Here is a 19,520-nt window from a genome sequence, read left to right on the forward strand (position 1 = left end):
AATGTTTGTAACCTGCCTGTAAGAGTAATACTTTCTGACAAACTTCACATAGCAACCTGACGCCTGTCAGCAAACAATCGTGGATGACATATCATCTTACATAAACGAAAGCAAGAGGGAATGAAACTACCATTTACTACCGAACAATTTTTTGAAGTTTTTAAACAGTATAACCTCTCTGTTTTTCCCATGCAGATTGTGTTTTTTTGCTTGCTTTAGCTACTGTTTATCTTATCTTCAAAAAGAATTACCAGTCAGATAAATTCATTAGCGCCTTTTTGTCTTTCCTGTGGTTATGGATGGGCACAGTTTATCATTTTATCTTTTTCTTATCTATTAACAAAGGCTCTTACCTGTTTGGGGTTTTATTTATTATCGAAGGTGTGTTGCTTTTTTATGCCGGGTATATCAAACAAAGATTGTCGTACAGTTTTAGAAGTGATCTTTACGGGATTACCGGCATGCTGATGATCCTTTTTTCCTTAGTCATTTACCCTGTTATCGCTTATTTTCTTCATCATACCTATCCTTCCTCTCCCACTTTCGGGTTGCCATGTCCTACCACAATATTTACTTTTGGACTGCTGTTGCAAAACCAAAGAAAAACTCCTTTCTCTATTCTTATTATACCGCTGTTATGGTCGCTGATAGGATCTACGGCCGTTTTTCTTCTTGGTGTTGCAGAAGATATTAGTCTATTGATATCTGCAAGTATAACAACCTTGCTAGTGTTTCTTAAAAACAGGAAAACGTAAAAGTCTTTTTCTTTTCTTTGTTCCTGTTGCATTGATCCAATTCATCTTTGCCTGCTTATCAACTTTATCAATTCAGTAATTTTTGCCAGGTGATGATCATCATGGTCTGCCACGAAGAGAAAGTGATCCATGGTGCGCATAGGAGTTTTGAGCCGCGGGTGAAGGGCTGTTTTGAATATGCTCGCTTCATCAAGTGATTCCAGCATTGCAATGGTTTGATGCCTCGCCTCCCTGAATGAGTGAAGCAATACATCAAGAGGCTTTTCATTATGCCCGGCTGAATTTGTTTTTATGTTTTGCAGATCTGCTGGTCTCAGTTCCTGCTTAATGGAAATATTCTTGCACTTTCTGAAGTACGCCGAAAGAAGAACGCTGTTGTGGTCACCCGGAGCAAAGCGAAGGGTATTCAACCAAGGCATAGAAAATGTTCAATGAAAATTAACGACGATAGTTCAGTTTTATAAATTTCGTATACGCCAGGTCTATACCCTTTGCTGCCGGGTGCCTGCGTCTTTGTAAGAAATGTTTCGGACAGAAGTAATTGCATTGAGTGGCCGGCGTGGAACAAAAGCACCCGCCACGGCGTAGCAAGCCGCTGCGGATACAACCCCTCTAAACAAAAAAAGAGCCACCTAAACAAATGACTTCTTTTTCAGTCGGGATGACTGGATTCGAACCAGCGACCCCGTCGTCCCGAACGACGTACGCTACCGGACTGCGCTACATCCCGAAAATCCAATGATGTAAAAATAAAAAAAAGACCCTTGAAAAAATTCAAGAGAATTTAACCTCTGCGAAAAATATTAAATCAAAATAGGATACTATTTTCGTGCGGCTTCCGTTTTTTGAAAAACTCAAAATTTAACCCAACATGAGAAATTTTTACCTCTTTAGAAGGCTTAAAAAAACAGTTCTTGCTTTCTTAGGCATCCTTATCCTGGTGATAACCCTGGCCAGTTGTTCAGCGGCTGGCAAATTCAAACGTTCTTATGATTCAAGGTCGATTCCTGCGGATATCAAAAAAGATGGCTATGTGCTTTTAGTGTTAAAGCAAGATGTAGGTGGTTTCAGAGGTGTCCAAAACCGTGGTGTCAAAAAGCTTATGCGGAGACATTACGGGGCTGCCTTTGAGATGGTATCGCCCACTGATCTGAAAAATACTAAATATGACGATACTGATAAGTATCGATATATTATTGGCAGAGATTTTAACACTGGTTGGGTTGTGACCACCAACCAACCAATGTCTGCCGGCGGTACTTTCACTACTCACCGCGAATACCATGAAGAAACCATTTTTGACAGAAAAGAAAATAAAGCATTTCCATCTATCGGGTATCCCAGTGCCAGTTATTCTCTGGGCATGAAAGCTTTCGCGAAATTCATGAAAAAAAGGTGATTTATCTAGTTGCAGGATAACTGAATAAAAAAGAGCTTCACAAGGAAGCTCTTTTTTATGTCGGGACGACAAGATTCGAACTTGCGACCCCTAGCACCCCATGCTAGTGCGCTACCGGGCTGCGCTACGTCCCGAACTTTAATACGATTGACGTATTGGAAAGGGGATTGCAAAAGTAGGGTTTTTTAGCATTTTTCCGAGCCAAAAACAGCCTTAATCTCCGCCATTTAATGAATTATCCATTAAACCAAGCCTGCCCGTTGATCCAAAATCTGCTTTCAGGAGGTAAATCACTGATATTTTTATTTGACATGTATTACTCTTATATCCCCGTAATCTACCGGATCTTTAATATCTTAACAGCCTTCCTTATATTATCTTTTCTAAGAATGAACGTATAAACACCGGCAACATAGTTTTTCAGACTTATCATATTACTGCCAGGTCTTAAATAAACTGTTTGTAAAATTTTCCCATTAATATCTGTCACTAAGACGTATAACTTGTTTCCGGCCCAATTGGTTGAGCTTACTTTAATAAATACGTCCTCTATCACAGGATTGGGATATATCTGTATGGCATATCCTCCAACTGTGATATCATTCAGAGCAGTATAAACAACATTGAAGTCGTCAGAAAAATTCTTACAGCCGTTGTTATCAGTTACTTCTACTTTATAAATGCCGCTTTGCCTTACATCATATTGCTGATTGTTAGCGCCGGATATCAAAGAGTTATTCAAATACCATTTATATCCGGCATATCCACTCGAAGTACTTAAGGAATTGCCGGTAGCAGTTATTATCGGTTTGGCAGGTAATATATTTGCCTTAACTTTTAATGTATCGGATAAAGAAGATTCGCAACCGTTTTGCGTGGTTTTGACCATATAATCTGCCGTTTCTTTTGCAGTATACATCTGGTTGACAGCGCCTGCAATAGCCACGTTGTTTTTAAACCACTGATTGCCTATGGTGGCTGAAGAGGACAATATTACACTGTCACCAATACAGAAAGTGGCTGTTCCGGCAATTTTTGTAATAATTGGGCGACTGGGAACAGGGTACACTGTCACGATTGTTCCGACTGAAGCTAGAGAATAGCAAGTACCGTCTGTTACCCTTACTGTATAATTGCCGGTTTGCGCAGAGGTGTACTCTTTGCCGGTTGCTCCCGGAATCAATACATTATTTATATACCACTGATTGGCTGTGTCAGCAGAAGAAGAAAGTTTTATCGTTTCAGGTTCACAAAATGTGGTGGTGCCAGATACAATCGAAATCACAGGTGTTGCGGGAACAGGAAGGGCTATTCCATTATACCAGCCGAGTGAAGCAGATGTGCATCCCTCGGGTGATGTGGTTGAAACCGAATATTTTCCTGTTTCTTTTATAACGAGCTGCTGGCTGATAGCACTCAAAATGGCCACGCCGTCTTTGTACCACTGATTGCCCGTAGTGGCAGACGATGAAATGGTTGCACTGTCTCCCATGCAAAAAGGCCATGTTCCTGAAACCCTCGTAATAGTGGGCTTCGGAGGAAGAGGATGAACTGTCACATTGATTCCATCTGACGGATCAGAAGTACAATTGTTTACCGTTACCCGCACCGTATAGTTGCCAGATCGTGCAGTGTTATATTCTCTTGCAGTAACTCCCGGAATTAATACATTATCCTTATACCATTGATTGCCTGTAGAAGCGGATGAAGACATTTTTATTGTCGTAGTTTCACAAAAACTGGTGGTACCGGAGATAATTGTAATCGCAGGCGTTGCCGGTATCGCATTCACTTTTACACTTATAGTATCGGAATAATTAGGACATCCGGTGTTACTATCGGTAACTTTTAGATAAAAGCTGCCCGCTTCATTAGCAGTATAGTTGTCACCATTGGCTCCGGAAAGAGCAACCGCATTTTTAAACCATTGATTATTGTGATTTGCTAAAGAAGAACTGAGGGTTACTACACCACCTTCGCAAAACGTTGTAGCACCCGCAACATTCAGTGTTGGCTTAGCCGGCGTTGCCAGGTTGTTTATCGTAATTGTATTGGAAGGATCAGTATAGCAGGCACCCACCAGAATTCTTACGGAATAATTTCCAGCTTGTCTTGCCCATATCGAATCGGCAGTAGCACCAGGAATGGACGAGCCATTAATGAACCACTGTAAATTGGAAGAAGAGGATGCTTTCAATAAAACAGAATCCGTTCCGCACTTATCAGTAGCACCCACTGCGCTTATAGTAACGTTATTGGCTATTGTCGCACAGGTGTTGAAGGTATAAGCGTTGCAAATTGTGCCCGGGTCTATCATGTTCTGCGGCGTAACAGTCCACGTGTAACTGGTACCGGCTGCCGGTGTAAACATGTAGTTTGTATCGGTAGTCGTTATTTCTGTAGCCGTTCCGGCTTGTGGCGTAATTTTTAATCTGTACCCGGTAGCATTTGCATCTTTTCTCCATTTAAACTCCAGGGGTATGCCATGAGCAATATTCGTCGCATTATCAGCGGGAGTCAATAATGAAGGACACAATGGAATGCCCGTTGGTATAGGTAACTGGTTTTTTAAAAAAGAAAGATTGGTTGAATTGGCTGTTATAATATCTGCCAGTCCATCTCCGTTAAAATCGGCAACCACCGGATTGCCCGAACCGTTGGAAGTTGCATAAGCAGCGGTTTGGAAAGACAAACTGCCGGCAACAGAATTGTTTTTTAATACACAAACCTGAGAAGAAGAATACCAATTCGCAGTTACAATATCGGGCTTCCCATCCGCATTTAAATCGTTGATAGCAATACCTCTTGGACTGTAGGTAGTTGAAAAGTCAACCTTAGCTGCAAAGCTGATGCCTGCCGTACTTGTGTTTCGTAAAACCGAAACGTTACTAGACCCCAGATTGGTTGAAGCCAGTTCCGGCTTACCATCTCCATCCAGGTCAGCTGTTGCTACATCCCAGGGATAAACGCCGGCTCCATAATCGGTTTTAGCATTTAATGAAATAGTGCCTGCGATAGAAGTATTCTTAAAAACCGAGATCGCATTGGCACCGCTGCAGGCGACCATGATATCCGTTTTATCATCATTATCCAGATAGCCTGTACAAATCCCTTCCGGTGTTGCCGCCGTAGCAAAATCAATTTTAGCAGTAAAAGAAATATTACCTGCGGCAGAAGTGTTTCTCAATACAGAAATGCTGTTAGCGCTCTGGTTGGCAGTAATAATATCCGCTTTACCATCATTGTCAATATCAGCAATAGCCAACTTTCTTGGTTCTGCACCGGTAGCCAAACTTACAGGCGCTGAAAAACTGATAGTACCGGGACTGCTATTGTTTTTCAACACATAAACAAGATTAAAGGTAGGATTTGCCACAACCAGGTCAAGCAGGCCATCTGCATTCAGATCGGCTGTTTTTACACTAATCGGGTTTACCACCCCCCCAATTATTGTGTATGCAAAACTTACTGTAGCTCCGTAAGAAGTATTACGGCCAATGCCAATAAAATTGTCCGGGAAATTGGTATATATCACATCCGGCTTACCATCTGTATCAATATCTCCTTCGGCAACAAAACCACGGCCGGTATAACCAACCGCGGGGGCAAATGAAGAGCCTGTAAAATCAAGGCCTCCTGCGGGGTAGGTAACAATAAAAGGCATTTTTGAATACCCGATGAGGTTATTAACAGCTACAGAAACAGGTTGAAAATTGGCGCCATTGGGTACCGTTACGATAAGGGAAGTGCTGGTAGCGGTCGCAACCGTAGCTTTTACCGCTCCAAAATAAACATGATTGTTGGCAGAGGCGGTACTGAAGTTTGTACCTACAATAGTTACCTGGGTGCCAATGGAACCCGAAGTTGGGCTAAAGGAAGTAATGGAAGGTTGTTGGGCTTGTGTCTCAATAATTAAAAGAACAAGAGCAGTCAGCGCTAAATTTTTTTTCATCAGTCCGGAGTCTTTACAAATCTGGTGTTAGTTGGTTTCGAAGTGGTAGTTGACCCGCTAAAGTATATAATAAATTGTTGTTGTAAAAGCCACAGGCAATTTCTTTCTGACCGTTTGAACCATGTCTAAGTTTTTTCCGAACCAAAAACAACCTTTATCTTCGCCGCTTAATGAAACTACTCATTAAGAACGCAAGAATCGTTGATCCAAATTCTCCTTTCAACGGGCAATTCACTGATATTTTTATTGAAAACGGGATAATCAGCCAACTAGGCCCTGATCTCACACAAAAAGCAGATAAAGAAATAAACACTCCGGGCCTCCATGTCTCACCGGGATGGGTGGATGTTTTTGCCAACTTTGCCGATCCGGGTCATGAATTTAAAGAAACTCTTGAGACCGGTGCGGCAGCAGCTGCAGCTGGTGGTTATACGGATATAATGGTCATCCCTAATACCAATCCTTGTATACATAATAAGTCTACTATTGAATACATCGTTCAAAAAGGCAAAATCCTGCCGGTTTCCATTCACCCTATAGGCGCTATTACAAAAAACACTGAGGGAAAAGAGCTGGCTGAAATGTATGATATGCGGGCCAGTGGCGCCATTGCTTTCAGTGATGGGATCAACAGTGTTCAATCTGCCGGTTTGTTATTGAAAGCATTGCAATATGTAAAAACTTTTGAAGGCACACTCATTCAAATTCCCGATGATAAAAGTATCAACGCCCATGGGTTGATGAACGAGGGCATTGTGTCAACACAATTAGGATTGCCCGGCAAACCGGCCATGGCGGAAGAATTGATTGTAGCAAGAGATATTAAGTTGACAAGATATGCTGAGTCACGACTGCATTTTACAGGCGTGAGTTCAAAAAAATCGCTGGAATATATCAAACGGGGAAAAGAAGGTGGTATAAAAATCAGTTGTTCTGTTACACCTTATCACCTTTTCTTTTGTGATGAAGACATGAAGGATTATGATACCAACCTGAAGGTTAATCCTCCCCTTCGCACCAAAGAAGACAGAATTGCCTTGCAACATGCCGTTACCGAAGGAACTATTGATTGTATTGCTACACATCATTTACCTCACGAGGTTGACAGCAAAGTGGTAGAATTTGAATATGCCAAATACGGCATGATCGGGCTTGAAACGGCGTATGCTGTATTGCGCACCGCTCTTCCGGCAGTAGCCGCCGAAAAATGGGTTGAACTGTTATCATTAAATCCACGGCGCTTGTTTGGACTTGATACCGCCAGCATCATAGAAGGCAATAATGCATCGCTGACATTATTCCATCCTGAAAAGAAATGGACAGTAGAAGAGAAAAACATTTTTTCAAAATCGAAAAACTCTCCTTTTATCGGAAAAGAATTAACCGGTAAAGTCGCAGGCATTGTTCATAAAAACAAAGAAGTCATCTTTTAATATTCGTTCCTATTCATGATCAACCTTACTCCCCTCATTAAAGGAATTATCACTGGTGTGATATTAGTGGCAACGTCACTTTTATTATATTATTTTAAATCGCCTGCTGAATCAAAGCTGAATTACATTATTTATGTGTTGTATGCAGCGGGTATTGCATGGGCACTCATCAGTTATTCCCGCTCTGCTGAATTCACCGGAAAATTTGCTGACCTCTTTGGACAGGGCTTTCGGTGTTTTATTGTTGTTATACTGATCATGGTGGCTTACACGGCTATATTCAGCATGCAACATCCTGAGTTTGCCGAAGAAGCAGCCACTTATTATCGGGAAGACCTGGTGAAAGAAAAAAATAAAACGCCGGATGAAATTGAAAAGCTGGTAGCAGAAGCCAAAAAACAATATACTACGAGCCTTGTTTCCATTACAATTTTCGGATATTTGATCACTGGTGCCATCATCACAGCTATCGGTTCAGCATTATTAATGAGAAGAAAATAACGCATGGATATTTCCCTGGTCATACCACTATTGAACGAAGAAGAATCATTACCGGAATTATCCGCCTGGATAGAAAAAGTAATGCTCGAGAATAATTACACCTACGAAATTATTTTCGTTGACGATGGTAGTACAGATAATTCATGGCAAGTAATTGAGCAGTTAAGAAGTAAAAATTCGAACATAAAAGGCATTAAGTTTCAGCGCAACTATGGTAAATCGGCCGGGTTGAATGAGGGCTTTCGTGCAGCGCAAGGCGATGTGATCATTACCATGGATGCCGACTTGCAGGATAGCCCGGATGAAATTCCGGAACTCAGAAAGATGATCCTTGAAGATGGCTACGACCTGGTAAGCGGATGGAAAAAAAAGCGGTACGACAATAGGCTTACTAAAAATTTGCCCAGCAAACTTTTCAATGCATCTGCAAGGCAGATGAGCAAAATAAAATTGCACGATTTTAATTGCGGCTTGAAATCTTATAGCAAAAAAGTAGTGAAGAGTGTAGAAGTATATGGTGAAATGCACCGCTATGTTCCGGTATTGGCAAAATGGGCGGGCTTCAAAAAGATTGGGGAAAAAGTAGTGGAGCACAGGCCCCGCAAATATGGTGTAAGCAAATTTGGATGGACAAGATTCATCAATGGGTTTCTTGATCTGCTCACCATTTTCTTCATGGGCAAATTTGGTAAACGTCCCATGCACTTTTTTGGGGCCTGGGGCACGGTATTTTTCCTCGGCGGATTGCTGATTGCCTTGAATCTTATCATTTCGAAAATTATTGACCCGCACAATTTTGCTTTAACCAACAGGCCGGGATTTTATATCGCCTTAATTTCAATTGTAATTGGTATGCAATTATTCCTGGCGGGTTTTATCGGTGAATTGATTTCTAGAAATTCACAAAGCCGCAATTCATATCTCATCGAAAAGAAAGAAGGCTTATAATGGCAAACGTTGTGATCATTGGCCCGGCACATCCTTTAAGAGGGGGATTGGCTACCTTTAACCAACGCCTTGCCAAAGAATTTATTCAAAGTGGACATACATGTTCTATTTATTCTTTTTCCCTTCAATACCCGTCGTTTTTTTTCCCCGGCAAAACTCAATATTCTGACGAACCGGCGCCGGAAGGAATCACCATTCATACGGAGATTAATTCAGTAAACCCTCTTAACTGGCTAAAAGTTGGCAATCGTTTAAAGAAAGAAAAGCCTGATATCATTGTGGTTCGTTACTGGCTCCCGTTCATGGGACCAGCTTTGGGATCCATATTAAGAAGAGTGAGAAAAAACAAGCACACTAAAATTGTTTGCATCGCTGATAACATAATTCCACACGAAAAAAGAGCCGGCGATAAACCGTTTACCAGTTACTTTATCAAAAGTTGTGACGCCTTCATTACTATGAGTGAAAAGGTGCTGAATGATCTACGCTTATTTGATGTTGAAAAACCTGCGCAACTGGTACAACATCCCTTGTACGACAATTTTGGCCCAATCATTTCAAAAGCTGAGGCTCGAAATCATTTAGGCCTGCCAATTGATGAAAAGATTATTTTATTCTTTGGATTCATCCGCAAATACAAGGGACTTGACCTATTGCTGGAAGCAATGGCTGACCAACAAATAAAAGATGCTGGAATCAAATTACTTGTTGCCGGTGAATTTTATGAAGATGAGAAGCAATACCAGGAACAGATCAACCGGCTTGGAATCAAAGACCAATTAATTTTAAAAACTGATTTTATTCCGGATAGCGAAGTTCAATACTATTTATGCGCAGCTGATGCTATCATTCAACCTTACCGCAATGCCACGCAAAGCGGCGTCACACCACTCGCCTACCACTTTGAAAAACCAATGGTAGTTACCAATGTTGGTGGTTTACCTTCTCTTGTGCCAGATCAAAAAGCAGGCCTGGTAGTGGAGCCCAATCCTACAGCAATTGCCGAAGGAATTTTAAAATTCTACCAATTAGGAGAGGATTATTTTATTCCGCATCTTCGCAGCGAAAAACAAAAATATAGCTGGCAAAATATTGTAAAAGCCGTTCTCAATCTTTCGGGAAATAACCATTGAAACGTTTGTTAAAGCGTTCACATCAACAGTGAGTCCCGGGGACCAGTTAGTAAAACCATATTCTATAAAACAATCGACGCATGATCTATCGAAGCAAAGCTCCCTTAAGAATTGGATTAGCCGGTGGTGGCACCGATGTTAGCCCTTACAGTGATCAATATGGGGGAGCAATTCTGAATGCCACTATCTCCTTATCCGCCCATGCCAGCATCGAACCTATTGAAGGCAATGAGATCATCATTGAATCACTAGATCAAAAACAAACGCAACAGTTTGATTGGGTAAAAGAATTGCCCATTGACGGCACCTTAGATCTGTTAAAAGGTGTTTACAACCGCATACAAAAAGATTATACAATACCTGCTAACGGCTTCAGGTTGTCTACCTTTGTAGATGCACCTGCCGGCTCCGGATTAGGCACTTCTTCTACATTGGTAGTGGCCATCATTGGTGCATTTACAGAAATGCTAAAACTACCTTTGGGTGATTATGACATTGCTCATTATGCATACGAAATTGAACGAACAGATTTAAAACTTGCAGGCGGTAAACAAGATCAATATGCAGCCACTTTTGGCGGTGTCAACTTTATGGAATTTTATGAAGATGATAAAGTAATTGTTAACCCTCTTCGTATAAGACCTGAATATTTGCACGAACTGCAAAACAATCTTGTTCTTTATTTCACATCAACGAGCCGGGAATCCGCCACCATTATCAAAGAGCAACAAAAAAATGTGAACGAGAGAAATGAAAAATCGATTGAAGCCATGCACCAACTGAAAGAGCAGGCGAAGAGAATGAAGGAAGCATTATTGAGAGGCAGGTTACATGAAATTGGGGAGATCCTTGATTTTGGTTTTCAACAAAAAAGGCTGATGGCTCATAATATTTCCAACAAAGGCATTGAAGACATTTATAACGCAGCAATACAGGCCGGCGCTACGGGTGGCAAAATATCCGGGGCCGGCGGTGGGGGCTTTATGACATTTTATTGTCCCAAAAACACCAGGTACAAGGTTATTGAAACCTTAGAATCATTCGGCGGTTATTGTAAAAACTATCAGTTTACCAAACATGGTTTAACAACCTGGACAGTATTATAGCTATGAAGACCTTTTTTTTCTTTGCAAGAAACCTGAAAAAAACTTTTTTGTGGCTACGACTGCACATATTGATAGGCCCGTTTGAAAAAATGTTTTTAAACCTGGCCAATATGTCAAAGCTTTCCCGCTGGGCGCATGAACAAAAAAACAAAAGCTCTTTCAATGATTTTTTTGCGTACAAGTCGGATTATAATAAACGTTTTTCCCTATACCAGCATATCACATCAGCAGAAACAAAGAACGAGTCAATCGACTATTTGGAATTTGGAGTAGCCGGGGGCAGTTCGTTCAGCTGGTGGGTAGAGCATAATACGAATCCCCATTCACGTTTTCATGGCTTTGATACATTTGAAGGACTGCCGGAAGCATGGGGACCTTTTAAAGCAGGTGACATGTCAACGGGTTCAAAAGAACCGGACATTAAAGACAGCAGAGTTAGATTTTACAAAGGTCTTTTCCAGCAAACCCTGCCTGGTTTTATTCAACAATACAGCAGCACAAACCGCAAAGTGATTCATATGGATGCGGATTTGTACACATCAACATTATTTACTTTAACAAGTTTGGCGCCCTTGCTAAAAAAAGGGGACATTATTCTGTTTGATGAATACCTTGTCCCTTCGCATGAGTTCCTGGCTTTTGATAATTTTATAAAATCATACTATATCAATACCGAATTTATTGGAGCTGCCAATAATTATCTTTTTTCGGCTTTTAAAATCATCTGAGACATGAAAGACAGAATAACAGAAATAATAAAAGCTTCGATCAATACCAAACAAAAGATTTTGGAAGATGAATTGCTTTTGCAAACCATCAATAACTGTGTCCATAAAATTGTAATGGCTTTCAAGAATGGTAACAAAGTCTTGTTTTGCGGTAATGGCGGCAGTGCCGCCGATGCCCAGCACCTGGCGGCTGAATTTTCCGGTCGTTTTTATACCGATCGAAAAGCTTTACCTGCAGAGGCGCTGCACTGCAACACATCCTATCTTACAGCTGTAGGAAACGATTATAGTTTTGATGTCATCTATTCCCGCCTGATTGATGGCATCGGCCAGCATGGTGATGTATTGATCGGCCTGTCCACCTCCGGCAATTCAAAAAATATTATCAAAGCTTTTGAAACCGCCAAAGAAAAAGGCATGATCACCATCGGCTTCACCGGGATGACCGGCGGCCAATTGAAATCTGTTAGTGATTATTTGATCAATATTCCCTCTACAGATACCCCCAGAATACAGGAAAGTCATATCATGGCGGGACACATTATCTGCCAATTAGTAGAAGAAAAATTATTTGCCCCCATCCCCTAAAGGGGAATTAAGAAAATTCCTTATGAATGAAACTTCACTAAATGAAATAACTCTTCCGGGCCTCCCCTTTAGGGGACGGGAGGGGCTTATACTCGCAGGCGGATTGGGAACAAGATTAAGATCGGTTGTGTCCGACTTGCCAAAATGCATGGCGCCTGTTGCTGGCAGACCTTTTTTGTTTTATGTTATCAACTATCTCAGGTTACAGGGAGTAGAAAAATTTATTTTTTCTCTTGGCTACAAACATGAGATCATTATTGATTATTTAAATGATCAATTTTCAACGCTCAATTTTCAATGCTCCGTTGAAGAAGAACCATTGGGAACGGGTGGTGCTATTCAACTGGCTTGTCAATATGCAACAGAAAAAAATGTACTTATTGTAAACGGCGATACTCTTTTTAAAATTGATGTTGATACGGTAAATTCTTTTCATGAAGATCAAAAAGCTGATTGCACACTGGCGTTAAAACCGATGCATCGTTTTGACCGGTATGGTGTGGTAGAAATGAATGAGAAAGGACTGATCACCGATTTCAAAGAAAAGCAGTTTTATGACAAAGGGCTTATCAATGGTGGTGTATATATTTTAAATGTTGAAAATTTTTTGGCTAAAAAATTCCCGGCAAAATTTTCATTTGAAAAAGACTATCTCGAGCGATACTACCAACAGGGCAAAATCTCCGGCATTGTACAGGATAGCTATTTTATTGATATTGGCATACCTGAAGATTACAATCGTGTGCAGGATGAGTTAAAACAGGCACCGCTAAACTTAGAAGCTATCGATCAAAGCTGGACATTATTCCTCGACCGGGATGGTGTCTTAAACCACGACAAAGTTGGTAGCTATATTTTTAATCCCGGCGAGTTTGTTTTTTATGATGGTGTGCCACCTGTGTTTAAATTATTCAAGGAAAAATTTGGCCGCATTGTCATTGCAACCAATCAACGTGGTGTTGGCAGGAACTTAATGAGCGTTGCTGACCTGGATGCTATTCACCAAAAAATGTTGACAACTATAGAAGCTGAAGGCGGCAAGATAGACGCCATTTTTTACGCCAGCTCCATCGATAATAATGACATTATCCGCAAACCAAACCCCGGCATGGCCTTACAAGCCAGGGCCCGGTTTCCCGAAATTGACTTTTCCAAATCGATCATGGTAGGCAACAATATCAGCGACATGGAGTTTGGTCGCAATGCCGGCATGTATTGCATCTTCTTAAAGACAACTATTCCCCATATAGAGCTTCCCCACCCGGCTATCGATATGAGTTTTAACTCATTGACAGATTTTGCCAAAGCTTTATGATCTATCACAAAATTTTATAATTTTTTTGTCGTTATTGCCCCCGGAAGACTGGTATGTGCTGTTAATTAAGACCTATTTTTGCGATCACCAAATTTAATACCGACGAGACATTGAAACACTACTATTGGACGCATCGAATGTCTGTCGGTATTATATCGAAACTTATGATATTATATTAACGTATAAATGATATAAATTCTGTGAAAACGTTGACGATGAAAACAGGGCTTGCATTTTTACTGGCTTTGATCTTTTTTCAAACTGGCTATTCGCAACTGATTTCAGCAGCTGACCGCAAAAAATTAAGAGCAAAGGAAGATACCCTGCAGTGGTATGGACGATACCTGGTCACCGATTCTTTAACAGAAGATCGTATGATCTCCGACAGCATCTTTACCCGTACACTGGTGAGGGCATTACAAATAAAAAATTCTTTTTATTATCCTTTTGATTCTGTTAAAGGCATTTCAAAATTGTATGCCCCGGACAGCACCTTTCGCATTTTTAGCTGGGGGTTGGAGTTTGATGATTTTTATTCCCGCCAGCGAGGGGCCATTCAATTAAAAACGAAGGACGGATCACTTAAGTTAATACCACTTCGTGATGTATCTGAATTTACCGACAAACCCCTGGATTCGGTGCGTACCCGCAACAACTGGATCGGCGCCATTTATTATAACATCATCAAAACACAGGACAAAGGAAAAAACTATTATACCCTTTTCGGTATTGACTATAATAATGTACGAAGCTCCAAAAAATGGATCGAGGTACTGACTTTTAATGATAAAAATGAGGCCCTTTTTGGCGGTCCGTATTTTTCTTTTGCAAAAGACAGTGTGCCAAGGCCAGTTCAAAACCGTTTCAGCATCGAGTATAAAAAAGATGCCCGGGTGTTGGTAAACTTTATTGATGAACTGCAAATGATATTAGTGGATCACCTGGTATCCGAAACAAATGAACCGGAAAATAGCTGGACACTTGTTCCCGATGGCGATAATGAAGCATTCAAATGGGAAAATGGTAAATGGGTACATGTAGATAAAGCGTTTGATTATAAGATCGACATGCGTGGCGTTGATCCCTATCTCGGCAAACCTCCTGTTGGTGAACCTATTCTTGACAATAAGGGAAACCGCGATGAAAAAAAGCTGCTGGAAAAATCTGATAAAAATAAGGGGAAAGAAAAACCCGTGATCGAAGAAAATAATTAATCCCAATTTCACGCAAAGCCGCAAAGAAATAAAGGCGCAAAGAGTTTAAACCCTTTGCGCCTTTATTATTTTTCACTTTTGACTGTTGCCTTTTCACTTAATCATCCAGCTTCAATACCGCTAAGAAAGCTTCCTGTGGCAGCCCCTCCTAACCTCCCCTTCAGGGAGGAACAGTGTCTTCTAGTCGTCGAGCTTTAATACTGCGAGAAATGCTTCCTGTGGTACCTCCACATTTCCAATCTGCCTCATTCGCTTCTTACCTTCCTTCTGTTTTTCCAACAGCTTTCTTTTACGGCTGATATCACCACCATAACATTTAGCGGTAACATCTTTCCGCATCGCTGAGATATTTTCCCTTGCTACTACTTTGGCGCCGATTGCTGCCTGTATGGCTATCTGGAACTGCTGGCGGGGCACCAACTCTTTTAATTTCTCGCAAAGCTTTCTGCCAAAGTCCTGCGCACGGCCACGATGAATCAACGCTGATAAAGCATCCACCTTATCACCATTTAACAGGATATCCATTTTTGCAATATCACTATCACGATAGCCGATTGGGTGATAGTCAAAGGAAGCATAGCCCCTTGTTTGTGATTTCAGCTTATCATAAAAATCAAATACGATCTCGGTCAATGGCATTTCAAAAATCAGCTCTACCCTTGTAGTCGTCAGGTAACTTTGATTTACCAGTATTCCACGCTTGCCCAAACACAGCGTCATGATGTTGCCGATATATTCCGGCTTGGTAATGATCTGCGCTTTGATAAATGGCTCTTCAATCCGCTCCGTCTTTACCGGGTCAGGAAACTCCGTCGGATTATTCACGATGATCTTCTCCCCTTTTGTTGTGTAAGCAATAAAACTTACGTTGGGCACAGTCGTGATCACCGTTTGATCAAACTCTCTTTCCAGCCGCTCCTGGATGATCTCCATGTGCAGCATTCCCAAAAAGCCGCAACGAAAACCAAAGCCCAATGCCTGCGATGTTTCCAATTCATAGGTCAGCGAAGCATCATTCAGCTGCAGTTTGTCCATGCAATCCCGCAGTTCTTCAAACTCATCCGTATTCACCGGGAAGATGCCCGCAAATACCATCGGCTTCACCTCTTCAAAACCTTTTATCAGCTCGGGATTAGGATTGCTTGCGAGTGTAATTGTATCACCTACTTTTACTTCTTTCGCATTTTTGATACCAGTAATGATATAACCTACATCGCCCGTTTTTACCTCGCTCTTTTCTGTCATTTTCAGCTTCAGTATCCCCACTTCATCGGCCTCATATTCCTGGCCAGTGCTCACGAATTTTACTTTATCGCCTTTTTTGATCGAACCATGCAGGATACGATAATAAACGATAATACCCCGGAAGGAGTTGAATACGCTGTCGAAGATCAGGGCCTGCAAAGGCGCCTCCGTTTTACCCGCTGGTGCGGGAACGCGGTTAACAATCGCATCCAGCACTTTATCTACACCCAAGCCCGTACGACCACTGGCATGCAGAATATCTTCCTTCTTACACCCAATCAATTCGATGATCTGGTCCTCCACCTCTTCGATCATGGCGCCATCCATATCGATTTTGTTGATCACCGGGATAATCTCAAGATCATTGTCAATAGCCAGGTAAAGGTTAGAAATGGTTTGTGCCTGTATGCCCTGCGTAGCATCTACCAGCAGCAGGCAACCTTCGCAGGCGGCCAGGGCCCGGCTCACTTCGTAGCTAAAGTCTACGTGGCCGGGAGTGTCGATCAGGTTCAGGATATATTGCTGCCCGTCGGTATGTTTATAATTGATCTGGATCGCATGGCTTTTAATGGTGATCCCTTTTTCCCGTTCCAGGTCCATATCATCCAGCACCTGATCCATCATGTCGCGGTCGCTGATGGTGCCGGTGCTTTGTAAAAGCCTGTCAGCCAGGGTAGATTTGCCATGGTCAATATGAGCGATAATGCAAAAATTCCGGATATTCTTCATGTACGATTTGCCCCTTTTTCGGGACGGGCAAAGGTAAGCGTTTTGGGGCGAGGAAGGAAGGATTGTTTGGCCAGCTTTTGCACCTTGACTGGGCTTTTCCTGCAAGTTCACCCTGAGCCTGGCGAAGGGCATTCTTAAGGGCTCTGTCCCGATGCCGCAGGCCGATCGGGATGCCAACATTCTCGTCGCATTCGCTATTCAGCAGACAGAAAAATTAACGATGAAAATGGGTAAACTATTTTTATTGCATGCAGCTTTCGATTCAATCCTTCTTTGATAGCCTGGCAACTGAACTCCTTTGATGATTGTAGCAATCGATTACACCAGTTGTCCTTATACTTGAGGCACCAAATGGAACACCAAATTGTTCCTCAATCGCTCATGCTGATGTTAAGTTCATCGTTCCAATAACATAAGCTGAGACGCAAAGCGTCGCTCAATATCTGTAACGCTGCTCAGCTTTTTGTCCCAGCTTGACATTTACTAATAAGCAACAGAATAAATTTTTATCTTTAGTATCATCGTTCGGCAGCCGTCGCCGGGGCAACGAATAAATGAAGCACGCAACAGCACAAATGCCTGAACGCCGTAAGGCAAAATTTGCGACAAACAGACAATGAAAATTGAGGACCACATACCAACAGATATATTAAGGCCATACATCAAGGCTTACAGAATTATTGAAAGCCGGGACGAATTGGTTAATAGAGTTGTACCGAACACTTCGCTTGCTATTGCGTTTCGTTTTAAAGGACAAATTTCTTACCTCAACGATGCAGACAAAAGCGTTTTGCCCATCGCAACATTTTCGGGCTTACGTAAATCCGTTCGGCTTATCAACTATGCACCTCAAACATCGGCTCTAATTGTATTGTTCACAGAAACGGGAGCAGCTGCATTTTTCAGGCAACCGCTTCACGAACTGTTTGAAGAAAGCGTCTCATTGGATAATTTTTTCCCCTATTCAGAAATTTCAATCATAGAAGAACGTTTAGCCGAAACTAATAACAACAAAACAAAAATCGCTGTTATTGAACAGTTCTTATACTCAAAACTTCTATACAATAAGCCCGATAAACTTGTGTCAGAGGCTATTGTTAAAATTTATGCAAACAACGGATTGACGAGAATAAGAGCGTTAGCAGATGATTTATTTATCAGCCAGGATGCTTTCGAAAAGCGGTTTAGGAAAATGACGGGAACTACACCCAAACAGTTTTCTTCCATAGTCAAAATGAAAGCCATTATACGCCAAAACCCTGCATCATCATCTTTTCTTGACACAGCGCTTGAAAACGGTTATTACGACCAGGCTCATTTCAACAAAGACTTTAAACTTTTTACGGGACAAACGCCAACGGACTTTTTCAAATCGGCTTCCTATTGGTAAAATCAATGATTTTTTACAATGATTTGGTTTCAGTACCTGCCAACTTTGCAATAACAAAACCTGGTAACAATGAAATCAGTAATTAAACCCTGCCTTCTCCTCTCCTCTTTGCTAACAGGGCAGTTTGGTTTTACGCAGACTAAATCAAATCATTCAATAAAAGCCAATAAAATGGAAGCTACTGTAAGTATTAACAAAGCTGTTATTCGTAACCTTTACGAAAATATTTTAAACAACAGAAAATTTGAGCTGATTGATCGTATTGTTTCAGCAGACTATACGAATGCCCAGGGAGAAAAGGGTATTGAAGTGTTTAAAAAAGGAATAATAGCAATCACAAAAGCTTTTCCTGATGCGAGGTGGACGTTGACGGAGATCGTTGCGGAAGGAAATAAGGTTTTCGTGAAACAAAAGGTAGAAGGAACACACAAAGAACAATTTCAAAATATTGCAGCAACAAACAGAAGCATTTCTAATGAAGGGGCTGGCATTTATGAGTTTAAAGACGGCAAAATAATTAGTCACCAAATCCAAACCGACAGACTTAGCTTCCTTCAACAGTTAGGTGTTTTACCATCTGACCCGACGGCTCTTTCAAAAGAAAAAGAATCTACTATGTTCTTTGTTGATAAATTTTTCATACCAAAAAATGCGATTGCAGAATTTACGCAAAGAATGCAATACAACAGGAACTTTATCAAATCTCTTCCTGGATTTATTAAAGACGAAGTAATGGCTTATGAGGACAACAGCGGTGATTTAATTTTAATGACCATTGCCGCCTGGCAGAATCAGGATTATTTGGATAAGGCAAAAAGATCAGTCCAAACTGAGTATGAAAAAATAAATTTTGACCCGGCAGAATTTACTGAGCAACTGAATATAAAAATGGAAAGGCAACTGTATAAAGCTTATCAACAATAGAAGAACGGCGACCTGGCAATATTTCCGGGCGACCGAAATGGCGTCGGTAGCCCGGCTCATTTAAGCATAGCAAAAGAAATTCTAACTTGTAATAGCAAATCACAAACCAGGGCAAGCCGAACCGGTAAACAATAACCTCCGGTAAGAGAGAGTAACAACA

16 protein-coding genes and 2 tRNA genes are annotated in these 19,520 nt (G+C 41.3%); 13 read left to right on the plus strand and 5 right to left on the minus strand.

The genetic code is table 11. The features are described from left to right. Positions 1 to 206 precede the first annotated feature (206 nt). Positions 207 to 755, plus strand: a complete 549-nt coding sequence (locus tag P2W73_RS14155; protein WP_276502716.1) for a DUF6064 family protein — start codon at positions 207 to 209, stop codon at positions 753 to 755. A 41-nt stretch (positions 756 to 796) separates the two neighbouring features. Here P2W73_RS14155 and P2W73_RS14160 read toward each other — a convergent pair whose 3' ends face one another. Then, entirely contained in the window at positions 797 to 1,174 is a 378-nt protein-coding gene (locus P2W73_RS14160; RefSeq protein WP_276502717.1) for a DinB family protein, read from the minus strand. Between the two features lie 237 nt (positions 1,175 to 1,411). Continuing rightward, a tRNA-Pro gene (locus P2W73_RS14165) sits at positions 1,412 to 1,485 on the minus strand. Positions 1,486 to 1,626: 141 nt separating this feature from the next. Between P2W73_RS14165 and P2W73_RS14170 the strand changes: the two genes are divergently transcribed. Continuing rightward, positions 1,627 to 2,154: a hypothetical protein gene (locus P2W73_RS14170; protein ID WP_276502718.1), complete on the plus strand. Its 528-nt coding sequence runs from the start codon at positions 1,627 to 1,629 to the stop codon at positions 2,152 to 2,154. A gap of 60 nt (positions 2,155 to 2,214) precedes the next feature. Here P2W73_RS14170 and P2W73_RS14175 read toward each other — a convergent pair. Together P2W73_RS14175 and P2W73_RS14180 are read right to left on the minus strand one after the other, a co-directional pair. Then, a tRNA-Pro gene (locus P2W73_RS14175) sits at positions 2,215 to 2,288 on the minus strand. A gap of 203 nt (positions 2,289 to 2,491) precedes the next feature. Then, complete coding sequence (locus P2W73_RS14180; RefSeq protein WP_276502719.1) at positions 2,492 to 6,106, minus strand: FG-GAP-like repeat-containing protein; 3,615 nt, start codon at positions 6,104 to 6,106, stop codon at positions 2,492 to 2,494. 170 nt (positions 6,107 to 6,276) lie between these two features. On the opposite strand from P2W73_RS14180, the gene P2W73_RS14185 reads away from it, so the two are divergent. The 9 genes from P2W73_RS14185 (at position 6,277) to P2W73_RS14225 (ending at position 15,072) form a co-directional block, all read left to right on the plus strand. Continuing rightward, entirely contained in the window at positions 6,277 to 7,539 is a 1,263-nt protein-coding gene (locus P2W73_RS14185; RefSeq protein WP_276502720.1) for a dihydroorotase, read from the plus strand. 15 nt (positions 7,540 to 7,554) lie between these two features. Beyond that, positions 7,555 to 8,040, plus strand: coding sequence for a DUF4199 domain-containing protein (locus P2W73_RS14190; RefSeq protein WP_276502721.1), 486 nt, complete (start codon positions 7,555 to 7,557; stop codon positions 8,038 to 8,040). Between the two features lie 3 nt (positions 8,041 to 8,043). Next, positions 8,044 to 8,988: a glycosyltransferase family 2 protein gene (locus tag P2W73_RS14195; protein WP_276502722.1), complete on the plus strand. Its 945-nt coding sequence runs from the start codon at positions 8,044 to 8,046 to the stop codon at positions 8,986 to 8,988. Then, a complete protein-coding gene (locus P2W73_RS14200) occupies positions 8,988 to 10,121 on the plus strand; it encodes a glycosyltransferase (protein ID WP_276502723.1) in 1,134 nt (377 codons plus the stop codon). Before P2W73_RS14195 ends, P2W73_RS14200 begins: the two co-directional genes overlap by 1 nt. 80 nt (positions 10,122 to 10,201) lie before the next feature. Further along, entirely contained in the window at positions 10,202 to 11,227 is a 1,026-nt protein-coding gene (locus P2W73_RS14205) for a GHMP family kinase ATP-binding protein (protein WP_276502724.1), read from the plus strand. A gap of 110 nt (positions 11,228 to 11,337) precedes the next feature. Further along, a complete protein-coding gene (locus P2W73_RS14210) occupies positions 11,338 to 11,955 on the plus strand; it encodes a TylF/MycF/NovP-related O-methyltransferase (protein WP_276502725.1) in 618 nt (205 codons plus the stop codon). Between the two features lie 3 nt (positions 11,956 to 11,958). Next, positions 11,959 to 12,543, plus strand: a complete 585-nt coding sequence (gene gmhA / locus P2W73_RS14215; RefSeq protein ID WP_276502726.1) for a D-sedoheptulose 7-phosphate isomerase — start codon at positions 11,959 to 11,961, stop codon at positions 12,541 to 12,543. 22 nt (positions 12,544 to 12,565) lie between these two features. Beyond that, positions 12,566 to 13,858, plus strand: coding sequence for an HAD-IIIA family hydrolase (locus tag P2W73_RS14220; RefSeq protein WP_276502727.1), 1,293 nt, complete (start codon positions 12,566 to 12,568; stop codon positions 13,856 to 13,858). A gap of 215 nt (positions 13,859 to 14,073) precedes the next feature. Beyond that, a complete protein-coding gene (locus P2W73_RS14225) occupies positions 14,074 to 15,072 on the plus strand; it encodes a hypothetical protein (RefSeq protein ID WP_276502728.1) in 999 nt (332 codons plus the stop codon). Between the two features lie 180 nt (positions 15,073 to 15,252). Here P2W73_RS14225 and lepA read toward each other — a convergent pair whose 3' ends face one another. Further along, positions 15,253 to 17,046, minus strand: a complete 1,794-nt coding sequence (gene lepA, locus P2W73_RS14230; RefSeq protein ID WP_276502729.1) for a translation elongation factor 4 — start codon at positions 17,044 to 17,046, stop codon at positions 15,253 to 15,255. Positions 17,047 to 17,662: 616 nt separating this feature from the next. On the opposite strand from lepA, the gene P2W73_RS14235 reads away from it, so the two are divergent. Then, a complete protein-coding gene (locus tag P2W73_RS14235) occupies positions 17,663 to 18,436 on the plus strand; it encodes a helix-turn-helix domain-containing protein (protein WP_276502730.1) in 774 nt (257 codons plus the stop codon). A gap of 69 nt (positions 18,437 to 18,505) precedes the next feature. Further along, positions 18,506 to 19,360, plus strand: a complete 855-nt coding sequence (locus P2W73_RS14240; RefSeq protein WP_276502731.1) for an ester cyclase — start codon at positions 18,506 to 18,508, stop codon at positions 19,358 to 19,360. Positions 19,361 to 19,520 lie beyond the last annotated feature (160 nt).

It is taken from the genome of Terrimonas pollutisoli (assembly GCF_029360765.1).
Taxonomy (GTDB): Bacteria; Bacteroidota; Bacteroidia; order Chitinophagales; family Chitinophagaceae; genus Terrimonas_B; species Terrimonas_B pollutisoli.

What these genes read in the sequence shown, in the direction of transcription:
- P2W73_RS14240 (WP_276502731.1), top strand. Translation starts at nt 18,506, where the DNA reads ATGAAATCAGTAATTAAACCCTGCCTTCTCCTCTCCTCTTTGCTAACA.
- P2W73_RS14210 (WP_276502725.1), top strand. Translation starts at nt 11,338, where the DNA reads ATGTCAAAGCTTTCCCGCTGGGCGCATGAACAAAAAAACAAAAGCTCT.
- P2W73_RS14225 (WP_276502728.1), top strand. Translation starts at nt 14,074, where the DNA reads ATGAAAACAGGGCTTGCATTTTTACTGGCTTTGATCTTTTTTCAAACT.
- P2W73_RS14220 (WP_276502727.1), top strand. Translation starts at nt 12,566, where the DNA reads ATGAATGAAACTTCACTAAATGAAATAACTCTTCCGGGCCTCCCCTTT.
- P2W73_RS14180 (WP_276502719.1), bottom strand. Translation starts at nt 6,106, where the DNA reads ATGAAAAAAAATTTAGCGCTGACTGCTCTTGTTCTTTTAATTATTGAG.
- P2W73_RS14190 (WP_276502721.1), top strand. Translation starts at nt 7,555, where the DNA reads ATGATCAACCTTACTCCCCTCATTAAAGGAATTATCACTGGTGTGATA.
- P2W73_RS14200 (WP_276502723.1), top strand. Translation starts at nt 8,988, where the DNA reads ATGGCAAACGTTGTGATCATTGGCCCGGCACATCCTTTAAGAGGGGGA.
- P2W73_RS14235 (WP_276502730.1), top strand. Translation starts at nt 17,663, where the DNA reads ATGAAAATTGAGGACCACATACCAACAGATATATTAAGGCCATACATC.
- lepA (WP_276502729.1), bottom strand. Translation starts at nt 17,046, where the DNA reads ATGAAGAATATCCGGAATTTTTGCATTATCGCTCATATTGACCATGGC.
- P2W73_RS14205 (WP_276502724.1), top strand. Translation starts at nt 10,202, where the DNA reads ATGATCTATCGAAGCAAAGCTCCCTTAAGAATTGGATTAGCCGGTGGT.
- P2W73_RS14185 (WP_276502720.1), top strand. Translation starts at nt 6,277, where the DNA reads ATGAAACTACTCATTAAGAACGCAAGAATCGTTGATCCAAATTCTCCT.
- P2W73_RS14195 (WP_276502722.1), top strand. Translation starts at nt 8,044, where the DNA reads ATGGATATTTCCCTGGTCATACCACTATTGAACGAAGAAGAATCATTA.
- gmhA (WP_276502726.1), top strand. Translation starts at nt 11,959, where the DNA reads ATGAAAGACAGAATAACAGAAATAATAAAAGCTTCGATCAATACCAAA.
- P2W73_RS14160 (WP_276502717.1), bottom strand. Translation starts at nt 1,174, where the DNA reads ATGCCTTGGTTGAATACCCTTCGCTTTGCTCCGGGTGACCACAACAGC.
- P2W73_RS14170 (WP_276502718.1), top strand. Translation starts at nt 1,627, where the DNA reads ATGAGAAATTTTTACCTCTTTAGAAGGCTTAAAAAAACAGTTCTTGCT.